Origin of the sequence: Streptomyces sp. NPDC058469 (assembly GCF_042721125.1) — a bacterium.
In the GTDB taxonomy this organism is placed as follows: domain Bacteria; phylum Actinomycetota; class Actinomycetes; order Streptomycetales; family Streptomycetaceae; genus Streptomyces.
In genome coordinates, this window is sequence record NZ_JBHXME010000124.1 from 1 (window position 1) to 22,612 (window position 22,612).

At 70.5% G+C, this 22,612-nt stretch carries 16 protein-coding genes and 1 pseudogene; 3 read left to right on the top strand and 14 right to left on the bottom strand.

Annotated elements, in window-relative coordinates; translation table 11 throughout:
* Window positions 1-18: 18 nt before the first annotated feature.
* The 6 genes from serA to ACFWP5_RS37685 all read right to left on the bottom strand — a co-directional run bounded on the left by serA (window position 19) and on the right by ACFWP5_RS37685 (window position 10,019).
* Entirely contained in the window at window positions 19-1,608 is a 1,590-nt protein-coding gene (gene serA / locus ACFWP5_RS37660) for a phosphoglycerate dehydrogenase (protein ID WP_384167353.1), read from the bottom strand.
* A gap of 229 nt (window positions 1,609-1,837) precedes the next feature.
* Complete coding sequence (gene ilvC, locus ACFWP5_RS37665; RefSeq protein WP_019068660.1) at window positions 1,838-2,836, bottom strand: ketol-acid reductoisomerase; 999 nt, start codon at window positions 2,834-2,836, stop codon at window positions 1,838-1,840.
* Window positions 2,837-2,956: 120 nt separating this feature from the next.
* Window positions 2,957-3,484, bottom strand: coding sequence for an acetolactate synthase small subunit (gene ilvN / locus ACFWP5_RS37670; RefSeq protein ID WP_384167356.1), 528 nt, complete (start codon window positions 3,482-3,484; stop codon window positions 2,957-2,959).
* Window positions 3,485-3,504: 20 nt separating this feature from the next.
* Window positions 3,505-5,358: an acetolactate synthase large subunit gene (locus tag ACFWP5_RS37675; protein WP_384167359.1), complete on the bottom strand. Its 1,854-nt coding sequence runs from the start codon at window positions 5,356-5,358 to the stop codon at window positions 3,505-3,507.
* A gap of 237 nt (window positions 5,359-5,595) precedes the next feature.
* Window positions 5,596-8,610 carry a putative bifunctional diguanylate cyclase/phosphodiesterase gene (locus tag ACFWP5_RS37680; protein ID WP_384167361.1) on the bottom strand — a complete coding sequence of 1,005 codons (3,015 nt, stop codon included), beginning with the start codon at window positions 8,608-8,610 and terminating at the stop codon, window positions 5,596-5,598.
* A gap of 446 nt (window positions 8,611-9,056) precedes the next feature.
* On the bottom strand, window positions 9,057-10,019 hold the full coding sequence (locus ACFWP5_RS37685) for a 2-hydroxyacid dehydrogenase (RefSeq protein ID WP_384167364.1): 963 nt from the start codon (window positions 10,017-10,019) through the stop codon (window positions 9,057-9,059).
* Between the two features lie 76 nt (window positions 10,020-10,095).
* Here ACFWP5_RS37685 and ACFWP5_RS37690 point away from each other — a divergent pair, with 76 nt between their 5' ends.
* Both ACFWP5_RS37690 and ACFWP5_RS37695 read left to right on the top strand, forming a co-directional pair.
* Window positions 10,096-11,094 carry an aldo/keto reductase gene (locus tag ACFWP5_RS37690; RefSeq protein ID WP_384167367.1) on the top strand — a complete coding sequence of 333 codons (999 nt, stop codon included), beginning with the start codon at window positions 10,096-10,098 and terminating at the stop codon, window positions 11,092-11,094.
* Between the two features lie 710 nt (window positions 11,095-11,804).
* Window positions 11,805-12,980, top strand: coding sequence for a PQQ-dependent sugar dehydrogenase (locus ACFWP5_RS37695; protein ID WP_384167409.1), 1,176 nt, complete (start codon window positions 11,805-11,807; stop codon window positions 12,978-12,980).
* Here ACFWP5_RS37695 and ACFWP5_RS37700 read toward each other — a convergent pair.
* The 7 genes from ACFWP5_RS37700 to ACFWP5_RS37730 all read right to left on the bottom strand — a co-directional run bounded on the left by ACFWP5_RS37700 (window position 12,937) and on the right by ACFWP5_RS37730 (window position 20,990).
* Window positions 12,937-13,413 carry a DUF6191 domain-containing protein gene (locus tag ACFWP5_RS37700; protein WP_384167412.1) on the bottom strand — a complete coding sequence of 159 codons (477 nt, stop codon included), beginning with the start codon at window positions 13,411-13,413 and terminating at the stop codon, window positions 12,937-12,939. The genes ACFWP5_RS37695 and ACFWP5_RS37700 overlap by 44 nt on opposite strands.
* Before the next feature lie 46 nt (window positions 13,414-13,459).
* On the bottom strand, window positions 13,460-16,531 hold the full coding sequence (locus ACFWP5_RS37705) for an AAA family ATPase (protein WP_384167415.1): 3,072 nt from the start codon (window positions 16,529-16,531) through the stop codon (window positions 13,460-13,462).
* Window positions 16,532-16,644: 113 nt separating this feature from the next.
* The gene (locus ACFWP5_RS37710; protein ID WP_384167370.1) at window positions 16,645-16,839 is read right to left on the bottom strand and encodes a hypothetical protein; all 195 of its coding nucleotides are present in this window, start codon (window positions 16,837-16,839) and stop codon (window positions 16,645-16,647) included.
* Window positions 16,840-17,049: 210 nt separating this feature from the next.
* On the bottom strand, window positions 17,050-17,658 hold the full coding sequence (locus ACFWP5_RS37715) for a hypothetical protein (RefSeq protein ID WP_384167373.1): 609 nt from the start codon (window positions 17,656-17,658) through the stop codon (window positions 17,050-17,052).
* Between the two features lie 35 nt (window positions 17,659-17,693).
* Window positions 17,694-18,269, bottom strand: coding sequence for a GNAT family N-acetyltransferase (locus ACFWP5_RS37720; RefSeq protein ID WP_384167376.1), 576 nt, complete (start codon window positions 18,267-18,269; stop codon window positions 17,694-17,696).
* Entirely contained in the window at window positions 18,247-20,490 is a 2,244-nt protein-coding gene (locus ACFWP5_RS37725) for an MMPL family transporter (protein WP_384167379.1), read from the bottom strand. Before ACFWP5_RS37725 ends, ACFWP5_RS37720 begins: the two co-directional genes overlap by 23 nt.
* Window positions 20,491-20,696: 206 nt before the next feature.
* Window positions 20,697-20,990 carry a hypothetical protein gene (locus ACFWP5_RS37730; RefSeq protein ID WP_384167382.1) on the bottom strand — a complete coding sequence of 98 codons (294 nt, stop codon included), beginning with the start codon at window positions 20,988-20,990 and terminating at the stop codon, window positions 20,697-20,699.
* A 117-nt stretch (window positions 20,991-21,107) separates the two neighbouring features.
* On the opposite strand from ACFWP5_RS37730, the gene ACFWP5_RS37735 reads away from it, so the two are divergent.
* Window positions 21,108-21,890 (top strand): SAM-dependent methyltransferase, encoded by a 783-nt coding sequence (locus tag ACFWP5_RS37735; protein ID WP_384167385.1) that lies wholly within the window; start codon window positions 21,108-21,110, stop codon window positions 21,888-21,890.
* Window positions 21,891-21,990: 100 nt separating this feature from the next.
* Here ACFWP5_RS37735 and ACFWP5_RS37740 read toward each other — a convergent pair.
* Window positions 21,991-22,612: pseudogene (locus tag ACFWP5_RS37740) on the bottom strand (Asp-tRNA(Asn)/Glu-tRNA(Gln) amidotransferase GatCAB subunit B); the annotation flags it as partial.

Sequence of the window (22,612 nt, forward strand, 5' to 3'; positions counted from 1 at the left end):
CCCCAGAAGACCTCAGCCTCAGACCAGGTTCACCGAGCGGGCGGACGTCGCCCCGATCTCCTCGGCCACCTCCGCCAGCACACCCGCGGCCACCGTGTCATCGACGGTCAGCACGGCCAGCGCCTCGCCGCCCGCCACCGACCGCGACACCTGCATACCCGCGATGTTGATCCCGGCCTCACCGAAGACACGGCCGACCGTGCCGACAACCCCGGGACGGTCCTCGTACCGCAGCACCACCATGTGGTCGGCGAGCGCGAGGTCGACGTCGTAGTCGCCGACCGCGACGATCTTCTGCAGGTTCTTGGGCCCGGCGAGCGTGCCGGAGACCGAGACCTCCTCGCCGCTGCCGAGCGTGCCGCGCACGGTGACGACGTTGCGGTGGTCGGCCGACTCGGAGCTGGTCGTCAGCCGTACCTCGACGCCACGCTCCTGCGCGAACAGCGGGGCGTTGACGTACGACACGGTCTCCGCGACGACGTCCTCGAACACGCCCTTGAGCGCGGAGAGTTCGAGCACCTTGACGTCGTGCTGGGTGATCTCGCCGTAGACCTCGACGTCGAGGCGGACCGCGACCTCGCCCGCGAGCGCGGTGAAGATGCGGCCGAGCTTCTCGGCGAGCGGCAGGCCCGGCTTGACGTCCTCGGCGATGACGCCGCCTTGGACGTTCACCGCGTCGGGGACGAGTTCACCGGCGAGGGCGAGGCGCACCGACTTGGCGACCGAGACACCGGCCTTCTCCTGCGCCTCGTCCGTGGAGGCGCCGAGGTGCGGGGTGGAGACGACCTGGTCGAACTCGAAGAGCGGGGAGTCCGTGCAGGGCTCCTTCGCGTACACGTCGAGGCCGGCGCCGGCGACGCGGCCCTCCTTGAGCGCGGAGTACAGCGCCTCCTCGTCGACGATCCCGCCGCGCGCGGCGTTGACGATGCGCACGGTCGGCTTGACCTTGCGCAGCGCCTCGTCGCCGATCAGACCGACCGTCTCCGGGGTCTTGGGCAGGTGCACGGTGATGAAGTCGGAGACTTCGAGGAGTTCGTCCAGCGACAGGACCTTGACGCCCATCTGGGCGGCCCGCGCGGGCTGGATGTAGGGGTCGTAGGCGACGACCTTCATGCCGAACGCGGACATGCGCTGCGCGACCAGCGCGCCGATGCGGCCGAGGCCGACGACGCCGAGGGTCTTCTCGGCGAGCTCGACGCCCGTGTACTTGCTGCGCTTCCACTCGCCGTTCTTCAGCGCGGCGTTGGCCTGCGGGATGTGGCGTGCGGTCGCCAGCAGCAGACCGCAGGCCAGCTCGGCGGCGGTGACGATGTTCGAGGTGGGGGCGTTGACGACCATCACGCCGGCCTTGGTGGCGGCGGAGACGTCGACGTTGTCGAGGCCGACGCCGGCTCGTGCGACGACCTTCAACTTCCGTGCGGCGGCGACCGCTTCGGCGTCGACCTTGGTGGCCGAGCGGATCAGGATCGCGTCGACGTCGGCGATCGCGGGGAGCAGTTCGCTCCGGTCGGCGCCGTTGCAGTGCCGGATCTCGAAGTCCGGGCCGAGGGCGTCCACCGTCGCGGGCGACAGCTCTTCAGCGATGAGTACGACAGGTTTCGAGCTCACGTGAGTCCTCACAAGTCCATTGCGTGCGGACGGCCGTCCCGACGGCCGCAGGCGGTGGAGGGGCTAGCCGCGGAGACGCACGACGCTGTGGGCCTGACGCGTATTAGTACGGCAGTGTAGTGGCGCTCCGACAGTCGTCCTGCGCCTCTGCGGAAGGATCACCCGTCCGAGGCTGGACGGGTTGGACAAAGGGGCCGGAGCGCTCGCTCCGGCCCCTCGGCCCCAGGACCTACGCCTCTTCGTCGACCCAGCTCATCAGCTTGCGGAGCTGCTTGCCGGTCGTCTCCAGCAGGGACTCGGCGTCCTTCTGCTTGTACTCGTTGTACTTCTTCAGGCCACCGTGGTACTCGGCCATCCACTCACGCGCGAAGGTCCCGTCCTGGATCTCGGCGAGGACCTGCTTCATCGTGGCCTTGGTCTCGTCCGTGATGATCCGCGGGCCGGTGACGTAGTCGCCCCACTCGGCGGTCTCGGAGATGGACCAGCGCATCTTCTCCAGGCCGCCCTCGTACATGAGGTCGACGATCAGCTTCAGCTCGTGGAGGCACTCGAAGTACGCGATCTCGGGCTGGTAGCCGGCCTCGGTCAGCGTCTCGAAACCGGCCTTGACCAGCGCGGCCGTACCACCGCAGAGAACGGCCTGCTCACCGAACAGGTCGGTCTCGGTCTCCTCGGTGAACGTCGTCTTGATGACGCCGGCGCGGGTGCCGCCGATGCCCTTCGCGTACGACAGCGCGAGCGCGAAGCCGTTGCCGGTCGCGTCCTGCTCGACGGCCGCGATACACGGAACGCCGCGGCCCTCCTCGTACTGGCGGCGGACGAGGTGGCCCGGGCCCTTGGGGGCGACCATGCAGACGTCGACGCCGGCCGGCGGCTTGATGAAGTCGAAGCGGATGTTCAGGCCGTGGCCGAAGAACAGCGCGTCGCCGTCCTTGAGGTTGTCCTTGATGGACTCCTCGTAGACCTGGGCCTGGATCGGGTCCGGCACCAGGATCATGATGACGTCGGCCTCGGCGGCGGCCTCGGACGGCGTCACCACGCGCAGGCCCTGCTCCTCGGCCTTCGCCTTGGACTTGGAGCCCTCGTGCAGACCGACGCGCACGTCGACGCCGGAGTCACGGAGCGACAGCGCGTGGGCGTGGCCCTGGCTGCCGTAGCCGATGACCGCGACCTTGCGGCCCTGGATGATGGACAGGTCGGCGTCGGCGTCGTAGAACAGCTCGGCCACTTTGGGTTCTCTCCTTGGTGTGCAGGTGTTGCGTCCCACCGTATGACGGCGGCGGGAGGTGAAGTTTCCGGGTCTCGGAATGCGGGCGGCCGACGGTTGCCGGCCGCCCGTTTCCAGGGGTTACGCGGACCGGTCGAGCGCGCGCAGCGAGCGGTCGGTGATGGAGCGGGCGCCGCGGCCGATGGCGATCGTGCCGGACTGGACCAGTTCCTTGATGCCGTACGGCTCCAGCATCTTGAGCATGGCGGACAGCTTGTCGCTGGAGCCGGTGGCCTCGACGGTGACGGCCTCCGGGGAGACGTCGACGGTCTTGGCGCGGAACAGCTGGACGATCTCGACGATCTGGGAGCGCGTCTCGTTGTCGGCGCGCACCTTCACCAGAACGAGTTCGCGCTGAACCGCGGCACCCGGCTCCAGTTCGACGATCTTCAGCACGTTGACGAGCTTGTTGAGCTGCTTGGTGACCTGTTCGAGGGGCAGCGCCTCGATCACGTTCACCACGATCGTGATGCGGGAGATGTCGGGGTGTTCGGTGACTCCGACGGCGAGGGAGTCGATGTTGAAGCCTCGCCGGGAGAACAGGGCGGTGATCCGGGCGAGGACACCGGGCTTGTTCTCGACCAGGACGGAGAGCGTGTGCTTGGACATTTCTCTTTCGTCTCTCTCGCTCAGTCGTCTTCGTTGTCGCCGAAGTCGGGGCGGACGTCCCGGGCGAACATGACCTCGTCGTTGGAGGTGCCGGCCGCGACCATCGGCCACACCATGGCGTCCTCGTGGACGATGAAGTCGATCACGACGGGGCGGTCGTTGATCGAGTTCGCCTCCTCGATGCACTTGTCGAGGTCGTCGGGGGACTCGCAGCGGATCGCGTAACAGCCCATCGCCTCCGACAACTTGACGAAGTCGGGGATGCGGGTGCCGGCGCTCGGCTGCTTGCCGTCCGCCTCCGGGCCGCTGTGCAGCACGGTGTTGGAGTAGCGCTGGTTGTAGAACAGGGTCTGCCACTGGCGGACCATGCCGAGGGCGCCGTTGTTGATGATGGCGACCTTGATCGGGATGTTGTTCAGGGCGCAGGTGGTGAGTTCCTGATTGGTCATCTGGAAGCAGCCGTCGCCGTCGATCGCCCAGACCGTCTGGTCCGGGGCGCCGGCCTTGGCGCCCATCGCGGCCGGGACCGCGTAGCCCATGGTCCCGGCGCCGCCGGAGTTGAGCCAGGTCGCCGGCTTCTCGTACTGGATGTAGTGCGCGGCCCACATCTGGTGCTGGCCGACGCCCGCCGCGAAGATCGTTCCCTCCGGGGCGAGTTGGCCGACGCGCTCGATGACCTGCTGCGGGGAGAGCGAGCCGTTGTCGGGCTGCTCGTAGCCGAGCGGGTACGTCTCGCGCCAGCGGTTGAGGTCCTTCCACCAGGCGCTGTAGTCGCCGGTGTGACCCTCGCTGTGCTCCTTCTGCACGGCCTGCACCAGGTCGGCGATGACCTCGCGGGCGTCCCCGACGATCGGCACGTCGGCGGCGCGGTTCTTGCCGATCTCCGCCGGGTCGATGTCGGCGTGGACGATCTTGGCGTACGGGGCGAAGCTGTCCAGCTTGCCGGTGACGCGGTCGTCGAAGCGGGCTCCGAGGGCGACGATCAGGTCGGCCTTCTGCAGCGCGGTGACGGCGGTGACCGCACCGTGCATGCCCGGCATTCCCACGTGCAGCTCGTGACTGTCGGGGAATGCGCCGAGCGCCATCAGGGTGGTGGTGACGGGCGCTCCGGTGAGTTCCGCGAGGACCTTCAGCTCGGCGGTGGCGTGTGCCTTGAGGACACCGCCGCCGACGTAGAGGACGGGCCGCTTCGCGGCGGTGATGAGCTTGGCGGCCTCGCGGATCTGCTTGGCGTGCGGCTTGGTCACCGGGCGGTAGCCGGGCAGGTCCATGACCGGCGGCCAGGAGAAGGTGGTCTTCGCCTGGAGGGCGTCCTTCGCGATGTCGACCAGCACCGGGCCGGGCCGGCCGGTGGAGGCGATGTGGAAGGCCTGCGCGATGACGCGCGGGATGTCCTCTGCCTTGGTGACCAGGAAGTTGTGCTTGGTGATCGGCATCGTGATGCCGACGATGTCCGCCTCCTGGAAGGCGTCCGTGCCGATCGCCTTCGACGCGACCTGCCCGGTGATCGCCACGAGCGGCACCGAGTCCATGTGCGCGTCGGCGATCGGGGTCACCAGGTTGGTGGCGCCGGGGCCCGAGGTCGCCATGCAGACGCCGACCTTGCCGGTGGCCTGCGCGTAACCGGTGGCCGCGTGGCCCGCGCCCTGCTCGTGGCGGACCAGCACATGACGCACCCGCGTCGAGTCCATCAGCGGGTCGTACGCCGGAAGGATCGCACCGCCGGGGATGCCGAATACCGTGTCGGCCCCGACTTCCTCAAGAGAGCGGATGAGGGACTGCGCACCCGTGACGTGCTCGGGGGCGGACTGATGTCCTCCGGATCGGGGCCGCGGCTGCGGATGGGCCCCGGAGGCCTGCTCGGTCATCGTCATTCTCTTCTCGATGCTGAGGGTTTTTGCGAGGTTTGTGCGGGGTTCTGCTGCTGCACGACTGGTGCCTGTGCAACAAAAAACCCCTCGTGCCGTGAGGCAAGCGAGGGGAGCGCGCCGGGTGCGGTCGCTGGGAGTTCCGGGTCCGTCCGGACGTCACCAGCTTCAGCCGACGCGCTTTCCAAGTACGAGAATTCGGGTGCGCATGGCATTGACCCTCCCCCCGGCACGCACCGACTGTCAAGTGGGTGGGACGGGAGTCTCATTATGTGAGCGGAGGGCCGTTCCACCCCTGAGAACGACGGGCACACCACCGGTGTACACCCCCGCGCCGCCGCCCGCGAACACGGGCTCGGCCGGGCCGTGCGGCACCGGATAGTGACCGCGCGACAGGGCCCGGCGCAGCCGGTACTCGTCCAGCGGCGCGGAGAACGCCATGCCCTGCCCGTGCGTGCAGCCCATCGCGCGCAGGGCGACCACCTGTTCGGGCAGATCGACCCCGTCGGCCACGGACTGCAGCCCGAGATCGCAGGCAATCCGCAGCAGCCCACTGGTGATCTTGTGCAGCCGCGCGGACTCGACGACGCCCTCGACCAGACTGCGGTCCAGTTTCAGTACGTCGACAGGGAGCCGCCGTAGCGTCGTGATGGCCGCGTAGCCGCTCCCGAAGCCGTCGAGGGCGATCCGGACGCCGAGCCGCCTGAGCGCGGTCAGGCGGCGCTCCAGCTCGTCCAGGGAGACCCTCGGATCGGTGTCGGACAGCTCGATCACCAGCGAACCGGACGGCAGCCCGTGCCGGGTCAGCAGGGCCTCGATCGAGCCGAGCGGCATCGAGCGGTCCAGCAGCCGCCGAGCGCTTATGCGGACGGCGACCGACACGGCGAGCCCGGTCGCGGTGCGCTCGGCGGCCTGTTCCACGGCCTCCTCCAGCATCCAGCGGCCCAGCTCGGCGGTCTTGTCGCTGTCCTCGGCCACCCGCAGGAACTCGGCCGGCGTGAACAGCACTCCCTGCGACGACCGCCAGCGCGCCTGCGTGGAGACCGACGTGATCCGGCCGTCCACCAGCGACACCACGGGCTGGTGCAGCAGCGCGAACTCGCCGTCGTGCAGTGCGGCCCGCAGCCGCGTGGCCAGCTCCGCCTTCCGTACGACGTCCTGCTGCATCTGTGGGGCGTACAGCTCGACGCGGCCCTTGCCCGCCCCCTTGGCGCGGTACATCGCGAGGTCCGCGTTGCGCAGCAACTCCCCCGCGCCGAGGCCCGGTTCGGCGAAGGCGACGCCGATGGAGGCGGCGACGCGGACATCGTTGCCGTCGATGAGGTACGGCTGGGACAGGGTGATCCTCAGGCGGTCGGCGAGTTCCATGATGTGCCGCTCGCGGGCGGCGCGGTCCCGGGTGCCGTCGCCGACGATCAGGGCCGCGAACTCGTCGCCGCCGAGCCGGGACGCGGTGTCCCCGTGCCGGACGGCGGCGTGCAGCCGGTGGGCGGCCTGGACGAGCAATTCGTCGCCGGCCTGGTGGCCGATGGTGTCGTTGACGGCCTTGAAGCCGTCGAGGTCGATGAAGAGGACGGCCGTGCCGCGGTCGGTGGAGCGGCGGCCGGACAGGGCCTGCTGGACGCGCTTGGTGAACAGCGCGCGGTTGGGCAGGTCGGTGAGCGGGTCGTGCTCGGCGTTGTGCTGCAACTGCGCCTGGAGGCGCACTCTTTCGGTCACGTCCCGGCTGTTGAAGATCAGGCCGCCGTGGTGGCGGTTGACCGTCGACTCGACGTTCAGCCAGCCTCCCCCACTCTCGGCTTCGCTCGAGCGGGAGGTGCCCCCACCGCCGGAGCGGAAGCGGCACTCGATGCGGGTGGTGGGTTCATCGAGGGGGCTGGCGGTGAGGAAGCGGCGCACCTCGTGCACCACGCAGCCCAGGTCCTCCGGATGGATGAGCGAGGCCAGTTCGGTCCCGACCAGTTCCTCCGCGGCCTTGCCGTAGACACCGGCGGCGGCCGGGGAGACGTAGCGGAGGATGCCGTTCGGGGCGGCGATCATGATGACGTCGCTGGAGCCCTGCACCAGGGAGCGGAAGTGGTTCTCCTTCTGGGCCAGCTCCTGGGTGAGGGTGATGTTGTCGAGCAGCATGATGCCCTGGCGCACCACGAGGGCGAGCACCACGCAGCCCGCGGTGATGAGCACCACGCGGTCGGGGCTGCGGCCGTTGAGGACGTTGTAGAGAACCCCCAACGTGCAGACGGCGGCGGCGAGATACGGGGTGAGCGCGGCCAGCGAACCCGCGATGGGCCGGGTGGCCGGATACCGCCCGTGATCGGCGCCCGGCGCGGGGGGCTGCTGCTGGACGCCGGTCCGCTGTCCGGGCCGGTGCTCGTGCACCACGCGCGTGTGCCCGTCGTCCTCGGGCTGGGCGTGCCGGGGCGTGGCCCACGGCGCGTACGCGAGGAGCAGCGAGCCGGCGAACCAGCCCGCGTCGAGCAACTGGCCCGAGTGGTAGTTGTTGTGGAGCAGCGGCGAGGTGAACAGGGCGTCGCACATCACCGTCAGGGCCAGCGCGCCGATCGCGGTGTTCACCGCGGTGCGGTTGACCGAGGAGCGCCGGAAGTGCAGTGCGAGCACCATGCTGACGAGAGCGATGTCGAGCAGCGGGTACGCCAGCGACAGCGCCGTGTGGGCCACGCTCGGCCCGTCGAACTTGGCGGCCTGGGCCAGCGCGAGGCTCCAGGACAGCGTGAGCAGCGAGCCCCCGATCAGCCAGGCGTCCAGCGCCAGACAGACCCAACCGGCCTTGGTGACAGGCCGTTTGGCGAGGACCAGGAGCCCGACGATGGCGGGCGGCGCGAAGCACAGGAAGAACAGATCGGCGAAGCTGGGGCTGGGCACGGGACGTTCGAGCACGACCTCGTACCACCCCCAGACTCCGTTGCCCAGCGCCGCCATCGCCGAGGAGAGCGAGAACAGCAGCCAGGCGGGTCGAAAGCGGATACGGCGGCTTCGCGCGTAGAGGAAGCACGAGACGGCGGCGGTACCGGCCGCCGCGCTGAGCCCGAAGTCGCCCATGATCAGGGCGACTTGGGCGGACCCCCAGTCGAGCGCGGAACCGACGGCGTATCCCGCGCACACCAGGGCCAGGACGAGTTGCTGGACCAGGCTCCCTCCACCGCCGGTTCCCGGCGGTAGTGGCTGCCGCGCTCCCGGCGAAGTCCGGTCCCGGAGCGCCCCGTTGAGGGTGGTCGTCGGAGACGGTGGCGCGCTCACCGGTCCCTCCCGGTCCGCGTCGCTCCCGGGTCCCGCGGGCCCCGGTGCGCTGAATGAGCGTGCCTTCGGCGGCTGTTGTGCCTGCGGTGAGGATGGCTGTGGTTGCCGTGATGCCCGCCGCGACCGCCATGACTGCCGTGACCGCAGTGGCCGTCTTGGTGGCCGCGTCTGTGCGCGGCGGTGCGCCAGGGTCGCCGTCGGCGGCCCCGCCGCGTCGGATCGCTCGTCCATAGGCCGTGCATCGCCCGTCGCCCCCCTCACAGTCTGAAATGTCCATCCCCGGCGCCGAACGGTGCGCGGCGCAGCCCCTGCCGGGACGATACACCAGTCTCGTCACTCAGGGACATAGTTCCTCTACGCTCCGTGACGACCAGCGGAGATGCGCACACGCCCCGCTTCCGGAAGGTTGCGGAGGGTACCGGAAGCGGATTACCGCCCTGTTGCGGCTAGTTCCCCGGCTCGCCCGTCGTAAGGATCACGTTGCGCAGCGGCTGCCGGTTCACGAATCGTCCCAACTGGTCGACAACCAGACGCTTTGCGCGCGGCAGGAACGCCGAGGTGGGCCCGCCGACATGGGGACTGATGAGCACGCCGGGCGCGTGCCACAACGGGTGTCCCTGGGGCAGCGGTTCGGGGTCGGTGACGTCCAACGCCGCGGTGATACGGCCGCTTTCCAGCTCCGCGAGCAGCGCCTTGGTGTCCACGACGGGACCGCGGGCCACGTTGACCAGCAGCGCACCGTCCTTCATCCGGGCCAGGAACTCAGCGTCGACGAGGTGACGGGTGCTCTCGTCGAGGGGCGTGGAGAGGATGACGACGTCCGCTTCCGGTAGCAGGGCGGGCAGTTCGGCGAGTGGATGCACCGGCCCGCGCGCGGTGGTACGCGCGGAGCGCGCCACCCGCGCCACCCGCGCGAGCTCGAAGGGAGTGAGCCGGTCCTCGATGGCGGACCCGATGGCCCCGTAGCCGACGATGAGGACGGACCGGTCGGCGAGCGCCGGATGGAAGTCCCCCTGCCAGTGCTCCTGTTGCTGCGCCCGCACGAACCCCGGGATACCCCGCAACGAGGCGAGCGTCAGGGCGAGCGCGAGCTCGGCGGTGCTCGCCTCGTGCACTCCGCGCGCGTTGCAGAGCCGCACCCCCGGGACGATGGACGAGAGGTTCGCGGTCATGTCGTCGATCCCGGCGGTCAGCGTCTGGATCACCTGCAGATTCCGCATGCGCTCCAGCGGTCGCGTCTTCACGGGATGACGCTTCATGTACGGCACGACGTATAGGACGCAGTCCGCGGGATCACCGGGGAACTCCTGACCGCCGTCCTCACCCCCGTCCCAGAACAGGTAGTTGGGGCCCTCGGGGAGTCCTTCGATCTCCTCCGGCGGGATGGGCAGCCACACGTCATTGGTCATGGTCAGGAGGCTATGTCAGGCACGCGCGTGTGCAGAGGTTAGGTTTGAGGGCCAGGAGAGGGAGGGTCACGAGCAGGTGGAGCGCAGGACGATCGGCGCGGGGGCACTCGCGATGGGGGCCGTCGGACTCGGCTGCATGCCGATGCACTGGGCCTACAGCGGGTCGCGGCGGCGGGGCGACGAGTCGGTCAGAGCCGTGCACCGGGCGCTCGATCTGGGTGTGACGCTGCTGGACACCGCCGACATGTACGGCCCGTTCACCAACGAGCTGTTACTGGGGCGGGTGTTGAAGGAGCGGCGCGCGGACGCGTTCGTGTCGACCAAGGTCGGCCTGCTGGTCGGCGAACAGCACATCGTGGCCAACGGCCGCCCCGGCTATGTGAAACGCGCGTGCGACGCGTCGCTGCGCCGCCTGCAGACGGACGTGATCGACCTCTACCAACTGCACCGCGCCGACCCCGAGGTCCCCGTCGAGGAGACCTGGGGCGCGATGGCGGACCTCGTACAGGCCGGAAAAGTACGGGCGTTGGGGATGTGCGCGGTAGGCGCCCGCTCCGCACGCCGACCCGAGGCACGCCTTCATGACGGAACGATCCGCCAACTCCAGCGCGTGCAACAGGTGTTCCCGGTCACAGCGGTCCAGGCCGAGCTGTCGGTGTGGTCACCGGAGGCACTGGACGCGCTCCTGCCCTGGTGTGCGGCACGAGGTGTCGGTTTCCTCGCGGCGATGCCGCTCGGCAACGGCTTCCTGACCGGCACCCTGACCCCGGGCGAGGGCTTCGAACCGGACGACCTGCGCGCCCGCCACCCCCGCTTCACGGCCGAGATGACCGCCGCGAACCAGCCGATCGTGGCCGGCCTGCGGCGAGTGGCCCGTCGCCACGGGTCGGAGGTGACCCCGGCACAGGTGGCGCTGGCGTGGGTGCTGACGCAGGGGCCGCATGTCGTGCCGGTGCCAGGCGCCAAGCAGGAACGCTGGGTGACGGAGAACGCGGGGGCGGCGGGGCTGCGGCTGACGGCGGAGGATCTTGCGGAGGTGGCGGAACTGCCGGCGGCGCTGGGGTCCTGGGACTGACGGCTTGCTGGCCGACGCTGGGGTCCTGGGACTTACAGCTTGCTGGACGACGCTGGGGTCCTGGGACTTACAGCTTGCTGGGCGACGCTGGGGTCCTGGGACTGACAGCTTGCCCGGCTCCCGGTCGCCGTGGGGCTGACAGCTTGCCCGGCTCCCAGTCGCCTTGGGACTGACAGCTTGCCCGGCATCCGGTCACCTTGAGACTGACAGCTTGCCCGGCTTCCGATCACCTTGAGACTGACTGCGGTGCCGATTCCGGGACTTCGGGGCGGACTGGCTGCCGAGCTTCCGGGGCCTTGAAATTGACTGCCTTGCGGGCTCTGGGGGCCTTGGGACCGATTGGCTATGAGGGCTTCCGGGGTCTTGAGACCGACCGCCTTGCAGGCTCAGGGAGCCTTGAGACCGATCTGTGTACCGGCCTGCGGGCCTTGGGACCGACCTGCGCGCCGGCCTGCGGGCCTTGAGACCGACCTGCGCACTAGCCTGCGGGGCCTTGGGACCGCCCGGCGGCCCAACTTCCCAGCACCCGGCCCCGATCACCGCCCCGTCTTCTCGCACCCGACGGCTCGATCGTGTGTCGGTGCGCGGTGATCGGGAACCCGGGCGGCGCGAGCGGTGTATGAAAAGTAGAACCAGCCGCAGGGCCCGGCCGTGAGCCCACCACAAGAGCGCTCCGTACCCCCTGGTGAGTACCCGCCCGTCGAAAGGACCTGATCGTGCAACGTCGAGCTGTGTCGGCCGCGCTGGCCGTGACCGCACTCCTGCTGACGGCCGGCTGCTCCTCCGACGGGGGAGGATCCCCGGGCGACGGCACGAGTACGTCGTCCGGCAGCAGCGGTACGGCGACGGGGTCCTCGCCCTCCCAGCAGGCCGCCGCACAGACCCCGCCCGCCAAGGGCACCGTGAAGGTGGTGCGCACGGTCACCGAGGGTCTGAAGACGCCCTGGGGCCTCGCCCCGCTGCCCGACGGGAACCTCCTCGTCTCCTCCCGCGACGACGGCACGATCACCCGGATCGCCGAGAAGACCGGCAAGAAGACCGAGCTGGGCAAGGTGTCCGGGGTCTCCCCGGCGGGCGAGGGCGGCCTCCTCGGCATCGCGCTCTCCCCGGACTACGCCTCGGACCACATGATCTACGCGTACTTCACCTCGGCCTCGGACAACCGCATCGTCCGCGTGCTGTACGACGAGAAGAAGCCGGCCGGTGAGCAGCTGGGCGCGCCCGACACCATCTTCAAGGGCATCCCCAAGGGCTACATCCACAACGGCGGCCGGATCGCCTTCGGCCCGGACGGCATGCTGTACGCGGGCACGGGCGAGAGCGGTCAGCGTGGCCTCGCGCAGGACAAGAAGTCCCTCGGCGGCAAGATCCTGCGGCTGACCCCGGAGGGCGACCCGGCGCCGGGCAACCCGTTCCCGAACTCGCCGGTGTACACCTACGGCCACCGCAACGTGCAGGGCCTCGCCTGGGACTCCAAGCAGCGGCTGTTCGCCTCGGAGTTCGGCCAGGACACCTGGGACGAGCTGAACGCGATCGCGCCGGGCGACGACTACGGCTGGCCGAACGCGGAAGGCAAGGGCAACAACCCCAAGTACCACAACCCGATCACCCAGTGGCACACGGACGACGCCTCCCCCAGCGGCATCGCCTATGCCGAGGGCTCCATATGGATGGCGGGGCTGAAGGGCCAGCGCCTGTGGCGCATCCCGCTGGACGGCACCAAGGCGTCGGCCGCCCCGCAGGCCTTCCTCACCGGCGAGTACGGCCGGCTGCGCACGGTGGTGTCGGCCGGCGACGACAAGCTGTGGCTCGTCACGAGCAACACGGACGGCCGGGGCACGCCTAAGTCGGGCGACGACCGGATTCTGGAGATTCAGGTGACGTAGTTCCGGACGGCGCGGACCCGGGCGCCGTAGTTCCAGACGACGGAGCGGACCCGGGCGAGGCGGGCCCGGGCGAGGCGGGCCCAGGCGACGGAGCGGACTCAGGATCGGGAGCGGACTCCGGCTCCGGAACGGACTCGGGATCGGAAGCGGACTTCGGGTCAAACTCAGGGTCGGGAGCAGACTTCGGGTCGGACTCAGGGTCGGGAGCGGCCTCGGGCACGGATTCCGGAGGGGGAGCAAATTCGGGATCACCCTCGGAAGCGGACTCTCGGTCGGGATCGGGATCGGGCATGCGGACGACCACCCTGCCGGACTCCAGGTCTATCGGCCCGCGCCCGGGGTCTCCGTCGGCGACGTCGACCCTGGTCAGCTCAAGCCGGTTGGCCTCGTCCTGGGTGTGCTTGCGGCCCGGTGAGAACAACTCCTCGAACATGTTGAACACGGCGCCTCCCCTGTGCCGGTCCCCTACAGCGTACGACTCATCGCGCCGAGGGCGCGGTGAGCGGGTCGGGCGGGAACAGCTCCAGCCGGTGAGCGACGGCCGCCGCCTCTCCCCGGCCCGAGACACCGAGCTTGCCGAGGATGTTCGAGACGTGGACGCTCGCGGTCTTCGGTGAGATGAAGAGTTCCTCGGCGATCTGCCGGTTGGTGCGGCCGGCGGAGACCAGGCGCAGGACGTCCCGCTCCCGGCTGGTGAGACCGAGCGCCTCGACGGGGTCGGCCGGGGCGGTGGGGACCGCTCTCCCCGCCGGGACCTTCGTGAGGGTCAGCCGGGCCCGCTGGGCGAGCAGCGCGACGGAGTCGGCGAGGGGGCGGGCGCCGAGGTGGTCGGCGACGGCGGCGGACAGGCGGAGCAGTTCCGTGACGCGATCCCGCCCCTCGTCACCTCCGTCGGGGTCGGACAGCAGCGCCTCGGCCAGCCGGTGCCGGACGCGGGCGAGGTCGTAGGGGCGGTCGAGGCATTCGAAGGCGACGACCGCCTCGGACCAGTCGTCCGGGGTGGAGCGGCCCTCGGCGTGCAGGAGTTCGGCGCGGAGCCAGCGTTCGTGGGCCTGCCAGACGGGGACGTTGGTGGCGACCGGCTTGGCGGCCTCCCGGATGCGTTCGAGGATCTTGGGGCGGCCGGGGTCGGCGACGGGCAGGCCGACGGCCTGGGTCTCGGCGACGGCCGCGGTGACCAGCAGGGGCCAGGCCTCGAAGTACGTGCCGGGGCGGAAGCCGGAGTCCAGGACGAGTTCGAGGATGGCGCGGGCGTCGAGGAGGCGGCCTTCGGCGGTGGCGACCTGGAGTTCGATCCGCTCCAGCGGCAGATGGTGCTGGGGGGCGACGTCATGGGTGCCGAAGTGCTCGCGGGCGGCGGCCAGTTGGCGGCGGGCCTCCGCCAAGTCACCGCGGGCGAGCGCGAGTTCGGCGCGGATTCGGGCGTGGAAGCCGCGGGGTTTGGCGCTCTGGTCCACTCGCTCCGACTTGGTCGCCGCCTCGGCGGCCTCGTCCCAGCGGCCCAGGGAGAACAGGGATTCGGCGAGGTTTCCCCAGATCCAGGCCTCTTTGTCGAACTGGCCGAACTTCTTGGCGAAGGCGAGCCCCGCCTCCAGGATGGGCACGGCCTCGCGGGAGCGGCCGACCGTCTGGAGGGAGGAGGGAAGGTTCACATAGCTGCGGCCGGCGACGATGGAGATGCCCTCGGCGACCGTGCGTTCGTTCACCTCGACCAGTTCGGCGAGGCCCGCCTCGACGTCGCCTGAGGCGACCATGAGGCCGGCCAGGGTGAGGCGGGCGTCCATCTCGATCTCGCGGGCGCCGACCATGCGCGCGTACTCGACCGCGCGCTCGGCGGCCACGTAGGCGTCGGGTCCCGGCACATGGACCATGGACCAGCCGGCGACCTTGGCGAGGACCTCCGCGTGCACTTCGGAGGGCGGCAGCCCGCGGACCAACTCCTGGGCGGCGGCGAGTTCCGGCCAGCCGTCGCCGCGGGCCTGGGACCGGACGAGGACGGAGCGCTGCACCCAGAACCAGGCGGCCCGCAGGGGGTCCCCCTCGTCCTCCAGGAGGTGCAGGGCCCGCTTGGTGATCTTCAGGGCGCGCTCGCGCTCCCCGCTCAGCCGCCCGGCGACGGCGGCCTCGGCCATCAGGTCGAGGTAGCGCAGGGGTGTGGCCTCGGGGTCGCAGCCGCAGGGCGGGTACACCTCGGTGTAGTCGACGGGGCGCAGCCCGGCGCGTACGTCGTCGGGGACGGTGTCCCACAGCTCCATCGCCCGCTCCAGGAGCCGTAGTTGCTCGGAGTGGGCGTGCCGGCCGCGGGCCGCGACGGAGGCGTCCAGGACGGCGGGGAGGGCCTTGGCGGCGTCGTGGGCGTGGTACCAGTAGCTCGCCAGCCGCATGACGCGCTGGTCGGCCGGGACGAGCGTCGGGTCGGCCTCCAGGACCTCGGCGTAGCGGCGGTTGATGCGGGAGCGCTCGCCGGGCAGCAGGTCGTCGCCGACGGCCTCGCGGACCAGGGAGTGGCGGAAGCGGTAGCCGTCGTCGCCGGGCGCTGCCTGGAGGATGTTGGCGCCGACGGCGGCCCGCAGGGCCTCGATGAGGTCGTCCTCGGCGAGCCGGGCGACGGCGGCGAGCAGCCGGTACTCGACGGTGGAGCCTCCCTCGGCGACGATCCGGGCGACCCGCTGGGCGCTCTCGGGCAGCGACTCGACCCGGACGAGGAGCAGGTCGCGCAGGGAGTCGGTGAGGCTGGTGCGGCAGCCGTCGTGGGCGGCGACGGCGAGTTCCTCGACGAAGAAGGCGTTGCCGTCGGAGCGTTCGAAGATCTCGTCGACCTGGGCGGGGTCCGGTTCGGCGGCGTGGATGCCGGCGATCTGGCGGCCCACTTCCTGCCGGTTGAAGCGGCCCAGTTCGATGCGGCGGACCGTGCGGAGCCGGTCGAGTTCGGCGAGCAGGGGGCGCAGTGGGTGGCGGCGGTGGATGTCGTCGGCGCGGTAGGTGGCGAGGACGACGAGGCGGCCGGTGCGCAGGGTGCGGAAGAGGTAGGCGAGGAGGTGGCGGGTGGAGGCGTCGGCCCAGTGCAGGTCCTCCAGGGCGACGACGACCGTGCGGTCGGCGGCGACGCGCTCCAGGAGGCGTGCGGTGAGTTCGAAGAGGCGGGCCATGCCCTCCTCGTCGTGGCGGCCGGCCCGCTGGAAGGTGGCTGTCTCCGCCAACTCCGGGAGCAGCCGGGCGAGTTCCTCCTCCTGGCCGGCGGCCGCGGTGGACAGCTCGTCGGGCAGTTCGCGGCGCAGCGCGCGCAGGGCCGTGGAGAACGGGGCGAAGGGCAGTCCGTCCGCGCCGATCTCGACACAGCCGCCGAGCGCGACGACGGCACCCCGACGGCAGGCGGCGGTGGCGAACTCCTCGACGAGCCTGGTCTTGCCGACACCTGCCTCGCCGCCCAGCAGCAGCGCCTGCGGCTCGCCCGCGGCGGCGCGGGCGAGCGCATCGTTCAGCGTGTCCAGTTCGTCGGCGCGGCCGACGAAGACCGGACTGACGGACCTGGTCTCCACGCTTGCGAGCATGTCACGCGGGTCTGACAACGCGGCACCGGTTTTCGGGAGGGCGGCCGCGGGGAGGAGCGCCCCGCGGACCTGCCGGGCGGGCGCCGTGCGGCCGTCCTCCCGGGCCCGGACGGTCACGACGCGCGGGCGAACAGGTGCCTGCGGGGGCGTTCGGTATGCACCTCCCCCTCGGCGGCCTGCCGGGTCCGCCGGGCCTGCTCACGGCGGGCGGCACGGGCGCCGCGCACGGCCTCGCGGGCCAGGCGCTCGTTCGCGGCCTGCCGGCGCATCTCGGCGGAAAGGATCTGGTGCAGTTCGTACTCGTACATCTCAAGTCCCTTGGTAAGAGGCGGTTTTCGGCTTCGCTTTCTGCGATGCCTCAACCTTCGTCTCCAAGGGGGGTCCGCCACATCGGGAGAGTTCCGCATCTTGCGGGGCCGGGCGGGCCTTAGACGTGCGTGAGGGGTCTTAGGGCCTTCGTAAGGTGCTTACGAAGGCCCTAAGACCCCTGATGTACGTGCGGTGACGCGAACCCGTCGTCAGCTGGCCGAGGGCAGGCTGAGCAGGACGTCGGTGTACTTGAGGACGGCCAGGAGCAGTCCTACGACACCGAGCGCGACGCCCGCCCAGGCGACCGACTTGATCCAGGTGGCCTGCGGCTTGCCCGGGGTGCCGAACGCGGGGCGGACGATGGCCGCGACGCCCACGAGCGCGCCGACCAGCGCGAAGATGCCGGCCCACAGCGCGGTGGTGTGCCAGGCGTCGCCGTAGACCTCCTTGATCTGTGTGGACACGCTCGCGGTGGAGGCGGTGTGGAGCTGGCCCACGAGGGTCTCGCGGGCGGCGGCGACGGTGCCGATCCAGCCGCCGGAGAGCGAGATGAAGCCGAGCGCCGCGGAGACGACCGCGGCCGCGCCCTGGCCGACGCCGGAGGGGCCTTCGGCCTTGAGCTTCGCGAGCTCGGCGGCGTACTCCTCCTCGGTGAGGTCGTCCTCGTGCTCGACCTCGTTCGCGGCCTTGTTCGCCTCTTCGTTCTCGGCTTCCGTCGCGGTCACTTCCTCGTCGGTCTTGGTGACATCGACGGTCTCCGCGTCGCTCTTCACCTCGGTGGCCTCGTTCGCGGCCTCGTCAACAGTCTTGGTACCCATGATGCGCACGGTAGGGGTGAAGTCTGAGAAGTTCCTTAATGATCGCTGTGTGGCGCACGCGCGCGTGCCTCGCGCCACTCGGGGGCGAGCACGGACCACACCTCGATGTCGTGCCGTACGCCTCCGTGGGGGTGGGTCTCACGGAGTACCGCGTCCCTGGTCATGCCCATGCGGCGGGCAACATTCAGGCTCTTCTCATTGCCCGCGGCGGCATGCCATTCGACGCGGTGGATACCGCGCTGCTCGACCGCGAAGTCGATGAGGATCCGGATCGCGCGCGTGATCAGTCCGTGCCCGGCAGCGGCGGGTTCCAGCCAGCAGCCGACCTCGCAGTTGCCCTGGTCGGCGTGGAAGTTCAGGAAGAGGACCCCGCCCACGAGCTTCCCGTCCAGCCAGATGCCGTGCAGGGACCCGCTGTCGGCGGCGCGCAGGTCGGCGTAGCGCTGGAGCATGGCCCGCGCGGACTCGACGTCCGTCTCCTTGGACCCGAAGGCGATGAACTGTCCGATGAACTCCCGGCCGCGGTCCAGGTGCGCGAGGAACTCCTCGGCGTGCCACGGCTCCAGGGGACGCAGTTCGGCTCCGTCGTCACCCAGGGATATCGCGTACATCCTGCTCCTGCTCCTTCGCCAGGACGTCCGCCACCTCGGCGTCCGTCGCGGCGGCCAGCCTCTCATGGGCGGCGCGGCACTCGGGGGGCTCGATGCTGATGCGGGGCAGGAGGCGGTCGAGGCCGCGGGGCAGCCACCAGTTGGCGCCGCCCAGGAGGTGCATGAGGGCCGGCACCAGGAGGGTGCGCAGCACGAACGCGTCCAGGGCCACGGCGGACGCGAGGGCGATGCCGAACATGGCGATCACACGGTCGCCGCTGAGCACGAAGGCGAGGAAGACCGAGATCATGATGACGGCGGCCGAGTTGATCACCCGGCTGGTCTCGGCGAGGCCGACGCGGACGGCACGGCGGTTGTCGCCGGTTTCCAGCCATTCCTCGTACATCCGGCTCACCAGGAAGACCTGGTAGTCCATGGAGAGCCCGAAAAGGACCGACACCATGATCACGGGGAGGAAGGGTTCGATCGGCCCGGCCCTGCCGAGGCCCAGGAACTCACTCCCCCAGCCCCACTGGAAGATCGCGACGACGACTCCGAAGGCGGCGGCCACGGCGGCGACGTTCATCGCGGCGGCCTTGAGCGGGATGCCGATCGACCGGAAGGCGAGCAGGAGCAGCACACAGCCGAGCGAGATGACGACCCCGACGAACAGCGGGAGCTTGCCGACGATCACGTCGGCGAAGTCGTCGTAGCTCGCCGTCACACCACCGACGTGGATGTCGAGCGAGGTGCCCGTCTCGGCCCGCGGCAGCACCTCGGTGCGCAGCCGGTCGACGAGGTCGCTGGTCCTCTGTGACTGCGGTGCCGAGTCCGGGACGACCGAGAAGTACCCGGTGGAGCCACTGCTGTCGTAGGTCACCGGGGTCACGGAGGCGACGCCCTCGGTGGTGCGCAGGGTGGCGTCGAGGTTGTCGAGGGTGAGCCTGTCCTCGGCGCCGTCGATCTTCGTGACGAGGGTGAGCGGGCCGTTGACGCCGGGCCCGAAGCCATCCGCCAAGAGGTCGTAGGCCTGGCGCGTGGTCGACGACTTGGGGTCGTTGCCCTGGTCCGAGGTGCCCAGGTGGAGCGCGAGCGTGGGCAGCGCGAGGACGGCCATGACGACGAGGGCGAGGGTGCCGAGCAGTTTGGGCCGGCGCTCGACGAACGCGGACCAGCGGGCGGCGAGGCCGGTGGGCAGCTCCGGCTGGGGCCCGTGCTCGGCCAGCCTGCGCCGTTCGCGGCGGCTGAGGGCGCGCGGGCCGATGAAGGACAGCAGGGCCGGGAGAAGCGTCACGGAGGCCGCGACGGTGAGCACCACCGTCAACGAGGCGGCGATCGCGACCCCGTTGAGGAAGCCGAGCCGCAGGATCAGCATCCCCAGGAGGGCGATGCACACGGTGGCGCCCGCGAAGACGACCGCGCGCCCGGTGGTGACGACGGCGTTGGTGACCGCCTCGGTGACGGACAGTCCGCGTTTCAGCCCGCGCCGGTGCCGGGTCACGATGAACAGCGCGTAGTCGATGCCGACGCCGAGCCCGATCAGCATGCCGAGCATGGGTGCGAAGTCGGCGACGGTCATGGCGTGCCCGAGCAGCACGATCGCCGCGTACGCGGTGCCGACGCTCACCAGTGCGGTGCCGATGGGCAGGAGCGAGGCGGCGAGCGACCCGAAGGCGAGGAACAGCACGAGGGCGGCGACGGCGACCCCGACGATCTCGGCGGTGTGCCCGCTCGACGCCTCGGTGAGCGCGATGGCGCTGCCGCCCAACTCGACCTGGAGCCCGTCGGTCTCGACGGCCTTGGCGGCGCTGACGACGGCCTGTGCCTCGGACGTGTCGATGTCCTCGGCCTGGTGCGCGAAGGTGACGGTGGCGTACGCGGTCCGCCCGTCGGCGCTGATCCGGCCCGCGCCCTGGCCGTCGTAGGGGCTGACCACGGAGGCAACTCCGGGCAGGCTCGCGATCCTGTCCAGGGCGCCGGTCATGGTCTGTTCGACGTCGGGGGCGCGGACGGCGCCGGGCGAGGTGTGCCAGACAACGGTGTCGCTGTCGCCGCCGAGACCCGGGAAGCCCTCCTTGAGCAGCTGGGTGGCGCGGCCCGACTCGGTGCCGGGGGCCTCGTAGTCGTTCGAGTACGCCGAGCCGGTGACGGCCGCGGCCGCGGTGATCCCGCCGAACGCGAGGAGCCACAACAGGACGGCGACGAGGCGGTGCCGAACACACCAGCGTGCAAGGGCTGCCACGAACGTGCTCCCGGGGATGGCGAATTGAGGATCTTTGACCGGGAATCCTCGTTCAAGGGATGAACAGCCCGCAAAGAACGCATGAGCAATGCGAGGCCCACTCTTGCAGCCGAAAGTGATCGTTTATCGCGTTCACGCCCTTGTTCACCGGAGTGCGAGCCAGATCACAGGACAGTAACGGCAACTCTGTCACCTCGGCTCTCGCCTCAGTCGAACTGATCTCCCAGCGCCATCACCATCGCCCCGACGACCAACAGCCAAAGCGCCCGCCTGGTACGCCCCCTGGACCCGAGCACCGACGCGAGCGCGCACACCGCGGCGCCGAGGGCATAGGCGGCCGGGACGAGCGCCGGCGCGGACCCACTGGCCCGCAGCGCCGCCGCGGCCACCCCCGCGAGGGCCAGCACGGCACCGGTCAGGGCCGCCGTCCAGCGGGCCCGCCGCGCGTCCAGTGCCGAATCCCCGAAGTCCGGTACCTCGGAATCTCCGCGTCCGTCCATGGCGGGCGAGCGTAGCCCCTCCGCCTGAGAAACCTGGTGCGCGGCCAACCGACGTCCTCCACAATCTCGTTGCTCTCCCACAAGAAGCTACGCAGAACCGGAGGAGCCCGTTCACCGATGACCGACACCGACCTGACCGACCGTCTGACCCACCCCCGCCACCCGCGCAGCAACGGCTACGACGCCCGCTGGACCATCGAGAACCAGATGGGCCCGCACGCCCTGTGGCTGCTGGAATGGCTGGCCCCGGCCCTCGGCCTGGACACCCTGCGCCCCGGCGCGCGCGTGCTCGACCTGGGCTGCGGACGCGCCATGACCTCCGTCTTCCTCGCCAAGGAGTACGACGTCCAGGTCACCGCGGCCGACCTGTGGGTGAAGCCCGACGAGAACGCCGTACGGATCGCCGAGGCGGGCGTCGCCGACCGCGTGCTGCCCCTGCACGTGGAGGCACACGATCTCCCCTTCGGGGACGGCACGTTCGACGCGATCGTGTCGATCGACGCCTATCAGTACTTCGGCACCGCCGACCTCTATCTGCCCACCCTGACCCGGCTGTTGAAGCCGGGCGGCCGGATCGGGATCGTCGTCCCCGCCCTCCGGGAGGAACTGGAGGGCGACGAACCACCGGAGCACCTGAAGCCCTTCTGGGACCCCGGTTTCTGGGCCTTCCACTCCCCCGCCTGGTGGCGCCGCCACTGGACCCGCGGCGGGACAGTGGAGGTCGAGACCGCCGACTGGCAGCCCGACGGCTGGAAGGACTGGCTGCTGTGGAGCGAGGTGTGCGCCGAGGAGAGTCCCTACGACTGGATGGCGAACATGGCGCGTGAGTCGGTGGAACTGGTGCGCGCCGACGAGGGGCGCACGCTGGGCTTCGTACGGGTGGTGGGCCGCCGCCTCTGACTCCGATGCGACACACGGCGACACACCTGGGGGGATGCATCGCAACCGATGCATCCCCCCAGGGCTGTTGATTTCCTACGGCTGATTTCCTACGGCCGTATCAGCCTTCGCTGACGCCCAGCTGCTCCAGGATCAGTTCCTTGACGCGGGCCGCGTCGGCCTGGCCCCGGGTGGCCTTCATGACCGCGCCGACCAGGGCGCCGGCCGCTGCCACCTTGCCGCCGCGGATCTTGTCGGCGATGCCCGGGTTGCCGGCGATGGCCTCCTGGACGGCGGTGGTGAGGGCGCCGTCGTCGGAGACGACCTTCAGGCCGCGCTTCTCGACGACCTCGTCCGGGGTGCCCTCGCCTGCGAGGACGCCTTCGATGACCTGGCGGGCCAGCTTGTCGTTCAGGTCGCCGGCGGCCACCAGCGCGGTGACCCGGGCGACCTGCTCCGGCGTGATGGGCAGCTCGTCGAGCGCCTTGCCGGACTCGTTGGCGCTGCGGGCGAGTTCACCCATCCACCACTTGCGGGCGGAGGTCGCGTCGGCACCGGCGTCGATCGTGGCGACGATCGGGTCGATGGCACCGGCGTTGAGGATCGACTGCATGTCGAACGCGGTGATCCCCCACTCCTCGCTCAGCCGGTTACGGCGGGCCAGCGGCTGCTCGGGCAGCCCGCCGCGGATCTCCTCGACCCACGCGCGCGATGGGGCCACCGGCACCAGGTCCGGATCCGGG

Bases quoted from the DNA above. Each gene is read 5' to 3' on its own strand.
- ilvN (WP_384167356.1), bottom strand. From the start codon at position 3,484: ATGTCCAAGCACACGCTCTCCGTCCTGGTCGAGAACAAGCCCGGTGTC.
- ACFWP5_RS37675 (WP_384167359.1), bottom strand. From the start codon at position 5,358: ATGACGATGACCGAGCAGGCCTCCGGGGCCCATCCGCAGCCGCGGCCC.
- ACFWP5_RS37685 (WP_384167364.1), bottom strand. From the start codon at position 10,019: ATGACCAATGACGTGTGGCTGCCCATCCCGCCGGAGGAGATCGAAGGA.
- ACFWP5_RS37700 (WP_384167412.1), bottom strand. From the start codon at position 13,413: ATGTTCGAGGAGTTGTTCTCACCGGGCCGCAAGCACACCCAGGACGAG.
- ACFWP5_RS37705 (WP_384167415.1), bottom strand. From the start codon at position 16,531: ATGCTCGCAAGCGTGGAGACCAGGTCCGTCAGTCCGGTCTTCGTCGGC.
- ACFWP5_RS37710 (WP_384167370.1), bottom strand. From the start codon at position 16,839: ATGTACGAGTACGAACTGCACCAGATCCTTTCCGCCGAGATGCGCCGG.
- ACFWP5_RS37715 (WP_384167373.1), bottom strand. From the start codon at position 17,658: ATGGGTACCAAGACTGTTGACGAGGCCGCGAACGAGGCCACCGAGGTG.
- ACFWP5_RS37720 (WP_384167376.1), bottom strand. From the start codon at position 18,269: ATGTACGCGATATCCCTGGGTGACGACGGAGCCGAACTGCGTCCCCTG.
- ACFWP5_RS37730 (WP_384167382.1), bottom strand. From the start codon at position 20,990: ATGGACGGACGCGGAGATTCCGAGGTACCGGACTTCGGGGATTCGGCA.
- ACFWP5_RS37735 (WP_384167385.1), top strand. From the start codon at position 21,108: ATGACCGACACCGACCTGACCGACCGTCTGACCCACCCCCGCCACCCG.